We start from the raw sequence: 12,641 nt of genomic DNA on the forward strand, positions 1-12,641 counted from the left end.
GGTATAATTATTTTTTTAAGAATAAGGCTTCTTTAATTTTATTTAATCTATTGAGTACTTTTACGTTAAATGGATGTCTTGGCGGAATTTTTTGTTGTTCTTTTGGATCGTACAACATTCCGGTACACAAACACATTTTATTGTCTTTACTTTTTAAAATTTCATAGTTGGTACAGGTTTGGCATCCTTTCCAAAAACTTGGATCAGTTGTCAATTCTGAAAACGGAACGGGTTTATACCCTAAATCCGAATTGATTTTCATCACCGCTAAACCAGTAGTGATCCCGAAAACTTTGGCATCGGGGTATTTTTTAAGCGAATAATCAAATACTTTTGATTTGATTTTTTTGGCTAAGCCGTGATTTCTAAAGTCTGGATGTACAATTAAACCCGAGTGTGCTACGAATTTTCCGTGTTCCCAGCTTTCGATATAACAAAAACCAGCAAATTTACCATCAGCTAGAGCGATGATGGCGTCCTGATTTTCCATCTTTTTTTGGATGTATTCAGGAGTTCTCTTCGCAATACCGGTACCTCTTAATTTGGCAGAGGTTTCGATAGTATCGCAAATTTCTTCGGCGAATTTATAATGCTCTTCTTGAGTTACAAAAATTTTAATATTCATTTCAAGAGTTGAATTTTATAGTAGATGAAACAATGGCAATTTGTTTTGAATCAATAGCGTTCACAGCTGTAGTACACTCAGTAGTAGTGTTCCAACTTAGTGCTATAGAATTTAAAATATAATTCTTAGGATATGTAGATCCAATGTAAAACGAAAATGATTTCAAAACGGTAAATTGAAAAATGAATAAATGATAAAACACATTGTGGATACTATATCGATAGTGTCCGTACCTCGGGAGAAGTCGAATGTGTGTTTATCCGTGATAAAGAAGTTATATGTAAACTGATTTTATTCATCGACTGCAAAAATACAACTTTTTTTATAAAACAAGACCAATTTTGCAATTTCTAACATTTTTTTGCGTCAATGTTAGGATGTATAAATAAAAAACTCGTTGACTTTTGATATTCAACGAGTTAATAGGGTAATAAAGCTAGATTTAATTTCGCAACGGATTTTGGTTTAAAATTCCTTTCAATTTGTTTTTTAAATCTTCGCCAGTATCATAAATCATTTGCTCATTGGTTGGAAAAACCACTGCTTTTTTATCAAAATTAGAAAAATAACTATCGTCTGCTGCTCTTCGGTCGCCTTTATAGTTAGCATATACGTTTTCGAAAATAAATTCGCTGCTCAGCGGAAAACTTTGCAACAATTGATTCGTTGTCCAATTGCTGTACTCAACTTTAGCCACAATCATGCACGATTTGAATTGTCTCACTTCGTTGATTTTTACAGTAACATCTTTTAAATTGTCAACGAAAACTACTTTTCCTTTTTCGTCTAACACTTCTTTTCCATTAGCGTCAATTAACTTTTTTTGTCCGTCTTTAATACGACGTTCTTTGATGAATTCTTTTTCTTTGATTTGCTCTGGCGAAATGTTTATTTCTCTAAAACGAATGCGAACTCCAAAATCGTATTGCATTCCGTCTTGTGCCGAATTGTGATATACCGTCCACTTATCGTTTAATCCATAGGTATTGAAATCCAATAAGTCGTTTTGTAAACGAACTGGAATAATCATATTGGTTTCGTTTTTAGCACTAACTAAAACATAATCAGACCCTTTGAATTTGGCTTCTTTGAGTAGCTCAACGACGTCTTTATAATTAAGATTGATTTGGTTCAGATAGGTTAAATCATCAAATGCTTTTCGGTAATCCATTTTGTTAGTGCTCTTGAGTAGGGCTTTGGTGTTGGAATACAAATAGTTAGACAAAGCATTTTTGCTAGCAACTAATTGATTGTTGTATTCTTCAAAAGGAAAAATGGCATTACGTCCTTCTTTAATCAATTGTAATGGGAGTAATGGCTTAATTTTTTCTTGTCGATTATTGAGTTGGACATACGTTTGGTATATTTTCTCTAATTGCGCAGGATTAGCTTCTTTTTCGAGTAAGTTTAAATTGTTTAAATCTCTTTCTTTGGCTTTGGCGAAAGCTTCTTCCAAGAGATACACATACTCTTGTTTGCTCTTCTTAGTTTTGTTAGATTCTAAACTTGAAACGGCTATTGAAATTGCATTATCATAGTCGCCAGAATGCACTAATTTTTGGGTTTGTTTGAGCGCACAACTTGTAAATACAATTATAAAAGAGAGTAAGAGCGTAATTTTTTTCATAAAGCTAGGTTTTAATTTAATTTGGGATGAAGTACCTTTTTCAAAAACGATGCCATTAAAAATAGCTTTGTTAATTAATTTGTTAAAAAATACTCGGTCAAAAATAGCAGTAACTCACTATTTAGCAAACGTTTTTTTGTATTTTTGCGTCAAATTAACGAAAACTACACAAATGCAACGCGACGAACAAATTTTTGACCTTATCTTAGAAGAACAAGAAAGACAAATTCACGGAATAGAATTAATTGCATCAGAGAACTTTGTAAGTGACGAAGTGATGGAAGCAGCAGGTTCTGTTTTGACTAATAAATATGCTGAAGGATATCCAGGAAAAAGATACTACGGAGGTTGTGAAGTAGTAGATGTTGTGGAGCAAATTGCTATTGACAGAGCTAAAGAATTGTTTGGTGCTGAATATGCGAACGTACAACCACACTCTGGTTCTCAAGCTAACACAGCAGTATATCACGCTTGTATCAAACCAGGTGATACTATTTTAGGATTTGATTTAGCACACGGTGGTCACTTGACTCACGGTTCTCCAGTAAACTTCTCTGGACGTTTGTATAACCCAGTTTTTTATGGTGTTGACAAGGAAACAGGAAGATTAGACTATGATAAAATTCAAGAAATTGCGACTAAAGAGCAGCCTAAATTAATTATCGCAGGAGCTTCGGCTTATTCTCGTGATATGGATTTTGCTCGTTTCAGACAAATTGCGGATAGCGTCGGTGCTATTTTATTGGCTGATATTTCGCATCCAGCAGGTTTGATTGCCAAAGGATTGATGAACGATCCGTTGCCTCACTGTCATATTGTTACAACAACAACTCACAAAACATTGCGTGGACCACGTGGTGGATTGATTTTAATGGGTAAAGATTTTGAAAACCCATTTGGATTGACTACTCCAAAAGGAGAAATCAGAATGATGTCTAATTTATTAGATTTAGCTGTTTTTCCTGGAAACCAAGGTGGACCATTAATGCACATCATCGCTGCTAAAGCAGTAGCTTTTGGTGAAGCATTGCAAGATGAATTCTTTACGTATGCAATGCAATTGCAAAAAAATGCAAAAGCTATGGCTAACGCTTTTGTAAAAAGAGGATACGAAATCATCTCTGGTGGTACAGACAACCACATGATGTTGATTGATTTAAGAAACAAAAATATTTCTGGTAAAGATGCTGAAAATGCGTTAGTAAAAGCAGAAATTACAGTAAATAAAAACATGGTTCCATTTGACGACAAATCACCATTTGTAACTTCTGGAATTCGTGTGGGAACTGCTGCTATTACTACTCGTGGTTTAGTGGAAGAAGATATGGAAACTATTGTAGCACTTATCGACAAAGTCTTGATGAATCACACTGACGAAGATGTAATCGAAGAAGTAGCTGGTGAAGTAAACGAAATGATGAGCGAAAGAGCGATTTTCGTTTTCTAAATTTTTTTAAGTTTCAGATTCAAAAATAAGGTTTTGTTTTTACGGAAAGTAATGGCAAAGCCTTATTTTTTTCTTCTAGACGCATTTGAAACCTTAAACTTTAAACAAATAATTAATGTCAATACTACGATTAAAATTGCCTACCGACCCAAGATGGGTAAATATTGTTGAAAAGAACATTGAAGAAATTCTGACAGATCATGCTTGGTGCGAGCAGAAAGCCGCTACCAATGCCATTACCATTATTACACACAATTCGGAGCATCAAGATTTAGTACAAGATTTATTAGCTTTGGCCAAGGAAGAAATTGACCATTTTGAACAAGTACACAATATCATCATCAAACGCGGACTTAAATTAGGTCGTGAGCGCAAAGATGATTATGTGAATGAGTTGTATTTGTACATGAAGCGCAGTAACACAGGAAGTCGTGTTTCTGGATTAGTAGAACGTTTGTTGTTTTCGGCTATGATTGAAGCGAGAAGTTGTGAGCGATTTAAAGTGCTTTCAGAAAATATTGAAGACGAAGAATTATCGACTTTCTATCGTGATTTGATGGAAAGCGAGGCGGGACATTATACTACTTTTATTGGTTATGCCCGAAAATACGGAGAAGGAATCGATGTGGAACAACGCTGGAGAGAATGGTTGGATTTTGAAGCATCCATTATTACCAATTATGGTAAAAGTGAAACCGTTCATGGATAGTAAATTTCAATAGCAATTTCAAAGGTCAATATTAAGATTCAAGATTCAAAGTTCGTTGTTCAATATTGAAACTTATATTTTCTTATATTCCTTAAATGGTTAAAAATAATCTCAATTTCAAAATCTAACCTTCTAATTAATCTAACTTCAAATGCTTTCCATTCAAATAGGTTCACCCGTAGATACTACAACAATACGTGATATTGCTTATAGAACGTGGCCCGTTACCTATGGGGACATTGTTCCTGCGGCGCAATTACAATACATGTTGGAATTGTTTTATTCTGATGAAGCGTTGATCGCCCAAATGGAGGAGAAAGGACATCAATTTATTTTGGTGAATGAAGGAGATGTTAACCTAGGTTTTGCTTCGTACGAACATGGTTATTTGAACACCAATACGACTCGTTTGCATAAAATCTATTTATTGCCCGAATCACAAGGGAAAGGAGCGGGGAAGTTGTTGATTGATTCGGTTGTGAAAGCTGCCACAGAAAACCAATCGGACGTGGTATCTTTGAATGTGAATCGTTTCAACAAAGCGGTTTCTTTTTACCAAAAAATGGGTTTTGAAATTGTAGGAGAAGAAGACGTAGAATTAGATCACGGCTATTTGATGGAAGATTACAAAATGGAGTTCAAACTATAATTATTAAAAACGTCAGTTCGAGTATTTTTTGAGTAGTGAAACGAAACAAAACTTCTCGATACGCTTCGCACTCGAAGTGACGTGTATCGAGAACCGTTTTTAATAAAATTAACTACTCCACAATAATGTTGTGCTTGTACAACAATCCTTTACAACCTTCTAAAGTGAAGGTTGCCTTTTTAATCTTGGTTTTCTCAGGGTCAATAGTGTAATTATAACTGGTTCTAAAATCAGCTTTTGAGGCATTGGCTTTGTCAAATTCCGCGCGATACAAATCACAATTGTCAAATACTACTTCAGACAAATCGGCTGCCATAAAATCGACAGCAATCAAACTACAGTTTTTAAATTGTGTTTCTTTGAGTCTCAAAGTGTAGAATTTGGAGAAATCCAAATTACAGCGACTAAAAGCCATTTCAAAAATCAATTTATCGCACATCGAAAAATTAATATCTTGCATTTTGCAGTTGTTGAAGTGTACAGTTCGTAAAGCAGTATGATTGAGTTTAGTGCTGTTGAAGTTACAATTGGTAAACGTGCAATCAATAAATGTGACCCCAATACAATTACAAGCGGTAAAATCACAATTGATAAATTGACAAGACTCAAATTCTTTGAGATTCATTTCTTCTTCGCCATAAGTGGTGTCTTGGTAGGTGGTATCGAAGAAATAGGATGTCATATAGAAGTATTGGTTGTTGTTGGGGCTAAATTACTAGTTTTTTCTGGATTATAGATTCAGTAAAGCTCCGCTTTGAAAATACAATAAAAAAAAAAAAAATCTAGAAGTGTAGGAAGATATCTTTAATAATTGTAACCGATGAGTTCAATTAATTAGTTACATCATTTTTTTTCTTTTTTTTCTTTATTTGTTTGAAAAAATCTACGCAGTCAAGTTCTAATATTTCAAGTAGTTGGAAAAGAAGTTCAGCTGAAAGTTTTGCCTTACCACCTTCAATTTTAGCATAATAACTTTGAGAGAAATTCAACTTTGTTGCTATAAATTCTTGGGAATAATTATTTTCAATTCTAGCGAGTTGAATTGATTTCAGAATTAAAGTTACCATATTTCATTACAATTTAGTCAAAATAAATACTATTGTTATAATAGTGGGGGATTACAATTATACATAAAAAAGGTTAAACAGGCAAAAAAAATATATTAGTCCTATATGGAATTATTTAGAATTTATAGTGAATAGGAATTCTCATTATTCTTTTCAATTTTTGTAGAATGAATAATTAGGTGGCTAGTATATTTAATCATTGATTAAACTAAATGCTATTCTACCGTTTTATTTTACGATTCCAATTTGTTCTTATCTTATTTACCTATTTAAATTATGAAAAAATGCCCCCTTTTGTTTCTAATTTGCTTATGCGCTTTTGTTTCTTATTCTCAGAACATTCTATGGGAGAAGTCCTATGGAGGCAAGTATGCTGATTACCTTTTTGATGTACAACCTACGGCGGATTACGGTTTTATTTTGGCAGGGAGTTCCTTGTCGGATAAATCAGGAACCAAATCAGAGAACAACCAAGGTGATTTGGATTATTGGGTTTGGAAGATGGATGAAACTGGAAAACCCGATTGGCAAAAAAGCTTAGGCGGTTCAGGCTTTGATTTACTCAAAAGCATTCGTGGAACCAAAGACGGAGGTTTTATTCTAGGGGGTACTTCCAACTCTGAGGCGGGATTTCATAAAAAAGATTCTTGTAAAGGCAATACGGATTTTTGGGTATTCAAACTCAATGCTAAAGGCGATGAGCAGTGGCAACGAACCTTAGGAGGCACTGGACAGGAAGAATTACTAGCTGTTTTTCAAACTACAGATGGAGGGTACATCTTAGGAGGCTCTTCTAGTTCAGATGCCACACTAACTACAACGGCTAAAAATGCTCTTACAACTACTAAAAAAGACCTTACCGCTAAATCCTCTAATAGCCGTGGTAATATGGATTATTGGATAGTAAAACTCAATGCACAAGGCGAAGTACAATGGCAAAAAACCTATGGAGGCAAGTATGCCGATGAGCTTAGAAGTATGGAACAAACCAAAGATGGGGGTTACATCTTAGGAGGCTATTCTAATTCTCCTGAGTCAGGTGATAAAACCCAGCCGAGCATTGGTATCGGAGATTATTGGGTCGTTAAAATTGACAACTCAGGCACCATAGAATGGCAACGTACCTATGGAGGAAACGGAGACAATCAACTCTATGTGATTCATCAAACCGGCGACGAAGGGTATATTATTGGAGGCAACTCCAACAGTACCAACTCTCTAACCACCAAAGGAGGAACAGTGAGTAATGGTACTGATTTTTGGCTACTAAAAATTGATGCCAAAGGCAACGAACAGTGGTCACAAACCTATGACTATGGCAAGGTGGATATCTTAACTTCTTTGGTGGAGAACAAAGACCATACGTTTTTAATTGGAGGGTATGCTCAAAATGATGTCACCAGTGAAAGCGGATTAGCCTTAAAGAAACAAGCCAAAGGTATCAACGACTACATCGCCTTAAAGGTAGATGCTACAGGACAGGAAATTTGGACACAATCCGTTGGGAGTTCAGGGGAAGACATCTTACGAAAACTAATAGAAACCAGAGACGGGGGTTATCTATTGGCGGGAACCTCTAATGCGGCTTCTTCAATGGATAAGAACAGCACCATAGGCAGTAATGACTTTTGGGTGGTGAAACTACAAGACAAAACCAAGATAGAACCTGCTAAACTAGCAATAGAAGTTTTTCCGAATCCAGTTGACACCTTTACTAATGTAATTATTGGGTATGAGTACACTAGTGGTACTGCTACGCTAGTGGATTTATCGGGAAGAATACTCCAACAGTTCCCTATTACCAGTAGAACGGTACCCATTGATTTTACGATGTATCCTGAAGGCGTTTATATCGTGAACATCAAAACCGATGTGAGAACCGATGGTCTCAAACTGATTAAGAAAACCAAAAAAGAGTAATTCCAAATTGCACCAATCTACCATGAAAAAGACAATCTACCTACTATATGCTCTGAGTGTGTTATGTAGCACTTCAACACTAATGGCACAAATCAATACCGACTTGCGACCACAGGTAAAATCACCTGAGGTGAATAAGTTTGAACAGTACATGAATATGCCCGTGAACTTAGTTTCAGGAACACCACAGGTCTCCATTCCTATCTATACGTTAGAATATGGAGGGATGACACTACCAATTTCATTGGAATACGATGCCTCAGGAGTTAAAGTAGAATCCATAGCCTCTTCAGTGGGACAAAACTGGAGTTTGAATGTAGGTGGTGTGGTGAGCCGAAATGCTAAAGGAGCACCCGATGAGGGTTCGGTAGGGTATCCTAAGAGTTCCATTATGGTTAATGGTTACTACAAAGATTACGGTCTAACCAATTTAGAGAAGGAATTGGATAGATATACCAATGTTGAAAACAGTAGGTTTATGCAATTCAATTGGTGGTTAGAAGATGTCAATGCAGGTAAGAAAGATGCCCAACCGGATTTGTTTTACTTCAGTACCCCCGAGGGAGGAAGTAAATTTGTTTTCAATGACCAAAGAAAAGTAGTCTATCTTGAAAATACGGATTTTATGATTCAAGAAGACTATGTGCCTAACTACTTTAGAACATGGTTGGTGACTTCTCCTAAAGGGACAAAATATAAATTCGGATTGGATACAGGAACAAATTTTGGAGCGAATAATGCAATAGAGAAAAATTATACGAACCAGTCTATAAATGAAATAACATTTGACAATAATTATATTGTTAACTCTTGGTTTTTGACCGAAATATCCAATTTTACCAGTTTAAGTAAAATTCAATTGGAGTATGTGGATAATAATTACACCCATACTATCATCAGCAAACCCGTATCTCAAAGTACATTTATGTGTTTGCCCAATTCAACAATGATGAGTCCGAATTGCAATATAACCCCTGAGAGTCAATATGCCACTTTAGCGGAGAACTCCTTAAGTACTACCTCTCAGAGTCATGTCATTTCTAAATTAATTAGCAAAATTAAAGCGGGGACTACTCAAATTAATTTTATCTACAGTAATAGAGACGATTTAACTCCTGAATCAGGGGTGACCCCTAAACGTTTGGATGAAGTACAAATCACGGTGGTAAATCCCCTTACTCAAGTAGCAGAAATCATTAAAAAAATTAAATTCAGCTATACCACACAGCAAAGTGCTATTACCACTGGTAGTAAAGATGCAACGGATATCAAACGATTACAACTTACAGGTATTACCGAAATGAATGCCAATGAGCAATTGACTAAACCCTACACTTTTGTGTATAATACCACTTCTTTGCCGAGTAAACTTTCGTTTGCTCAAGACAAATGGGGGTATTACAATGGAAAGACACAAAACCCATCCCTATTTCCACCGGCAGGAATTACTTTGAATACCTCACTATATGCTGATAGAAAAGTAGATTTGAACTTTGCTAAAGCAGGGGCGTTAGAGCAAATAATTTATCCAACCAAAGGGTCTGTAAATTTTCAGTACGAGTCTCATAAATCTGATGTAGCTGTGGATTTGTTTTATGATGTAAATAATACATCTCCTCTTGTGGGTACAATTGCTTCTACTCAATCTACCGATGGGATTAAATCTACGTTGTTTACCTATGCAGCTAATGATGCCGAAAGTTTACTATTGACAGCTAATTTGTATTACAATCCTACGGGAACCGCGGGATGTTCCCCTACTAGTGCTGTAAGAGCTGCTTCAATTGTGGATATGGTGACCAATACTCAGATAGCGACTATTTTTTATGCGGGAGTTACTACTTCAAAAACCATTGCTTTGCCCATTGATAAAAAACTACTAATTGACGGGAGACAATACAAATTAATAGCCCAAGGTTACGGCGGAACTAATGGAGTGAATAATATGTGTAATATCTGTTATGCTAAAATAGATAGGGTTCCAATTGTTCCAATTTATGATATTGGAGGTTTACGAATAAAAAAAATAGTGCATAAAGAGGATGATGGTTCGGTGATTAAAGAAACTAATTATATTTACTCTCAACCGAAAATTATCAGTAACCCGAAGTTATTTTATCCAACACAATGGGATGTAAATGGTGATGCCTATTTATCTAATTTCTTTAGTGTTGTTCCTAAAAACGCTATTGTATTTAATCAAGCACTAGTGAATAATGCTAAATCAATTGGATGGGATAAAGGGTTGTATTACACTTTTTCTACTGGGTTTGACCCATTAGAAATCAATTTTATGGGACCTACTATATCCTATGGGGAGGTAGACCAAACTGATGGTGATGGTGTCTCCAAACATTTTTTCAATCGCTACAAAGGGTATTTTGAACTCAATAGCTTTAGTTCGGATTATGGTATTCCACCGCTACCTAAATCACAGTCTTTATTGGCTGGAGAGAAACAAAGTGTGCTTACGATCAATACCACTGAACAAACAGTTCAGCAAAGTACATATGACTACAACTATAGTGGCTCTGATACCACAGTTAAAGGAATAGTTCCTTCAGTGTATAGTGGTGCTGGTGGTTTGGTTATACTCTACAATGTGTATACCCTTCAAGGGCAGACTAAGACTCTCAAAACAGAAACGCAAACTACAAGGGTAAACAATCAGGATGTTACAGTAACCAAAGATTATGAATACACAGGACTAAATCATTTTCAACCAACCAAAACTACCACTACTAATAGTTCGGGGGAGCAGTTAATTTCTAAGATGTACTACCCTAATGACCTGCAAAATGAGCCGCTTATGTTAGAGCTAATAACTCAAAATCGTAAAGCAAATCCGGTGCGTACAGAGAATTATAATGGCACTACTAAATTATCCGAACAAAAAATGAGTTATGCCAAGGATGCTTCTACTACTAATTTAGTAGTACCCAAGAGTACCTATGGTGCTAAGTTTCCTAATAGCTTTCCAACGATTGCCAATATTGGCAATTTAGAAAAGAAACTCACTTACGATAGTTATGATAGTTCAGGGAATCTAACCCAGTACACTCCTGAAGGAGGCACATCAGTAACTATTATATGGGGTTATAACAAAACCCAGCCTATTGCCAAGATTGAAAACGCTACTACAGCCCAAGTAATGAGTGCTTTGGGAGTCAGCGACCTCAATGCGGTTACCGAATCTAATTTAACTGCTATAAACGCTTTAAGACAAGGGTTACCCAATGCGATGGTCACCACCTATACTCATATTCCACTAGTGGGAGTATCCAGTATTACTGACCCTAAAGGACAAACGGTATATTATAATTATGATGGACTAGGTAGGTTACAAAATGTCAAAGATGCACAAGGTAATATTTTGGGTGAGAACCAGTACCATTATAAAAATCAATCCAATCAATCATTGTTTTGAATCAAATAAAGAGAATCATTATGAGCGATAAAAAAATATCAATTCAACTCTATTTAAGTTTGGCAGTATTCTTTTTAATGTCAAACACCAGTTTTAGTCAAGTGCTGATGTATTGTAGTAATAACAATTACTCTTTTGCCCATTTACACACCTATCTCTACATTGATGCTGATAGGGATGGTTATGGGAGCACTCAAAAATCAACAAGTTTGCAATGTACCTACAAAGTACCTAGTGGCTATTCTACAGGAAATACTGATTGTAATGATTCCAACGCAGCCATTAATCCGGGCACAACATGGTACCAGGATGCCGATGGAGATACCTACGGAAATGCGGCTAATACTACTACAGGTTGTACCCAACCCACAGGTTATGTGAGTAATTACAGTGACTGTAATGATTCGGATGGTTCCGTGGCATTTACCTCGCTTTGGTATCGTGATTCCGATGGTGACGGGTATGGAGCCAGTAGTGTAAGTACCACATCTTGTAATCAGCCCGCTGGTTATGTCCGTAATTCAAGTGATTATAATGATGGCACGGCAAATATTACCAATATTGCTCCCCAAACGTTTTACAGGGATGCCGATGGTGATGGATATGGTAGTACTTCGGTAACGGTGTATTATAGCGTTCAACCTTCGGGCTATGTGACTAACAGTTCGGATTGTAATGATGGTGATTCAAGTATTAATCCCAATACTCCCTGGTTCAGGGATAATGATGGTGATGGATACGGCACAGGTGGACCAATATTTAGTTGTTCGCAACCCTCGGGTTATGGAAGGTATTCAGGAGACTGTAATGATTATGACAGTACATTAAACCCAGCTACGGTTTGGTATCGTGATGCAGACGGCGATGGCTATGGGACTAGTAGCACAACCACCGCGTCTTGTTCTCAGCCTTCAGGTTTTGTTCGTAATGCAAGTGATTATAATGATGGCACGGCAAATATTACCAATATTGCTCCTTCTACTTTTTACAGAGATGCGGATGGTGATGGTTATGGTAGTACTTCGGTAACGGTGTATTATAGTGTTCAACCCTCAGGCTATGTGACTAACAGTTCGGATTGTAATGATAGTGATGCGAGTTTGAATCCAACTACAGTATGGTATAGAGATGCTGATGGGGATGGATATGGAACCAGTGCTACTACAACGG

Annotated in this window: 10 protein-coding genes; 6 read left to right on the plus strand and 4 right to left on the minus strand. The window is 36.3% G+C overall.

The features are described 5' to 3' along the window. Positions 1 to 7 precede the first annotated feature (7 nt). Both RMR09_RS05115 and RMR09_RS05120 read right to left on the minus strand, forming a co-directional pair. The gene (locus RMR09_RS05115; RefSeq protein ID WP_310594728.1) at positions 8 to 625 is read right to left on the minus strand and encodes a GNAT family N-acetyltransferase; all 618 of its coding nucleotides are present in this window, start codon (positions 623 to 625) and stop codon (positions 8 to 10) included. Positions 626 to 1,067: 442 nt separating this feature from the next. Continuing rightward, positions 1,068 to 2,252, minus strand: coding sequence for a hypothetical protein (locus RMR09_RS05120; protein ID WP_310594729.1), 1,185 nt, complete (start codon positions 2,250 to 2,252; stop codon positions 1,068 to 1,070). Between the two features lie 172 nt (positions 2,253 to 2,424). Between RMR09_RS05120 and glyA the strand changes: the two genes are divergently transcribed. The 3 genes from glyA (at position 2,425) to RMR09_RS05135 (ending at position 5,057) form a co-directional block, all read left to right on the plus strand. Next, the gene (gene glyA / locus RMR09_RS05125) at positions 2,425 to 3,699 is read left to right on the plus strand and encodes a serine hydroxymethyltransferase (protein WP_310594730.1); all 1,275 of its coding nucleotides are present in this window, start codon (positions 2,425 to 2,427) and stop codon (positions 3,697 to 3,699) included. A 121-nt stretch (positions 3,700 to 3,820) separates the two neighbouring features. Next, positions 3,821 to 4,408 (plus strand): tRNA-(ms[2]io[6]A)-hydroxylase, encoded by a 588-nt coding sequence (locus tag RMR09_RS05130; protein ID WP_296682514.1) that lies wholly within the window; start codon positions 3,821 to 3,823, stop codon positions 4,406 to 4,408. 151 nt (positions 4,409 to 4,559) lie between these two features. Beyond that, the gene (locus RMR09_RS05135; protein ID WP_310594731.1) at positions 4,560 to 5,057 is read left to right on the plus strand and encodes a GNAT family N-acetyltransferase; all 498 of its coding nucleotides are present in this window, start codon (positions 4,560 to 4,562) and stop codon (positions 5,055 to 5,057) included. Positions 5,058 to 5,169: 112 nt separating this feature from the next. On the opposite strand, the gene RMR09_RS05140 is transcribed toward RMR09_RS05135, so the two are convergent. Both RMR09_RS05140 and RMR09_RS05145 read right to left on the minus strand, forming a co-directional pair. Next, positions 5,170 to 5,739, minus strand: coding sequence for a pentapeptide repeat-containing protein (locus RMR09_RS05140; protein WP_310594732.1), 570 nt, complete (start codon positions 5,737 to 5,739; stop codon positions 5,170 to 5,172). Positions 5,740 to 5,887: 148 nt separating this feature from the next. Continuing rightward, on the minus strand, positions 5,888 to 6,124 hold the full coding sequence (locus RMR09_RS05145) for a helix-turn-helix transcriptional regulator (protein WP_310594733.1): 237 nt from the start codon (positions 6,122 to 6,124) through the stop codon (positions 5,888 to 5,890). Positions 6,125 to 6,400: 276 nt separating this feature from the next. Between RMR09_RS05145 and RMR09_RS05150 the strand changes: the two genes are divergently transcribed. The 3 genes from RMR09_RS05150 to RMR09_RS05160 all read left to right on the plus strand — a co-directional run. Continuing rightward, positions 6,401 to 8,044 carry a T9SS type A sorting domain-containing protein gene (locus RMR09_RS05150; RefSeq protein WP_310594734.1) on the plus strand — a complete coding sequence of 548 codons (1,644 nt, stop codon included), beginning with the start codon at positions 6,401 to 6,403 and terminating at the stop codon, positions 8,042 to 8,044. A gap of 22 nt (positions 8,045 to 8,066) precedes the next feature. After that, entirely contained in the window at positions 8,067 to 11,471 is a 3,405-nt protein-coding gene (locus RMR09_RS05155) for a type IV secretion protein Rhs (protein ID WP_310594735.1), read from the plus strand. Between the two features lie 20 nt (positions 11,472 to 11,491). Next, the coding region (locus RMR09_RS05160) for a MopE-related protein (RefSeq protein ID WP_310594736.1) at positions 11,492 to 12,641 on the plus strand (1,150 nt) is incomplete at its 3' end.

The sequence above is a fragment of the Flavobacterium sp. genome (assembly GCF_031537875.1).
Lineage (GTDB): Bacteria > Bacteroidota > Bacteroidia > Flavobacteriales > Flavobacteriaceae > Flavobacterium.

Coding starts and splice junctions, on each gene's coding strand:
- RMR09_RS05115 (WP_310594728.1), bottom strand. CDS start 625: ATGAATATTAAAATTTTTGTAACTCAAGAAGAGCATTATAAATTCGCC.
- RMR09_RS05120 (WP_310594729.1), bottom strand. CDS start 2,252: ATGAAAAAAATTACGCTCTTACTCTCTTTTATAATTGTATTTACAAGT.
- glyA (WP_310594730.1), top strand. CDS start 2,425: ATGCAACGCGACGAACAAATTTTTGACCTTATCTTAGAAGAACAAGAA.
- RMR09_RS05135 (WP_310594731.1), top strand. CDS start 4,560: ATGCTTTCCATTCAAATAGGTTCACCCGTAGATACTACAACAATACGT.
- RMR09_RS05140 (WP_310594732.1), bottom strand. CDS start 5,739: ATGACATCCTATTTCTTCGATACCACCTACCAAGACACCACTTATGGC.
- RMR09_RS05145 (WP_310594733.1), bottom strand. CDS start 6,124: ATGGTAACTTTAATTCTGAAATCAATTCAACTCGCTAGAATTGAAAAT.
- RMR09_RS05150 (WP_310594734.1), top strand. CDS start 6,401: ATGAAAAAATGCCCCCTTTTGTTTCTAATTTGCTTATGCGCTTTTGTT.
- RMR09_RS05155 (WP_310594735.1), top strand. CDS start 8,067: ATGAAAAAGACAATCTACCTACTATATGCTCTGAGTGTGTTATGTAGC.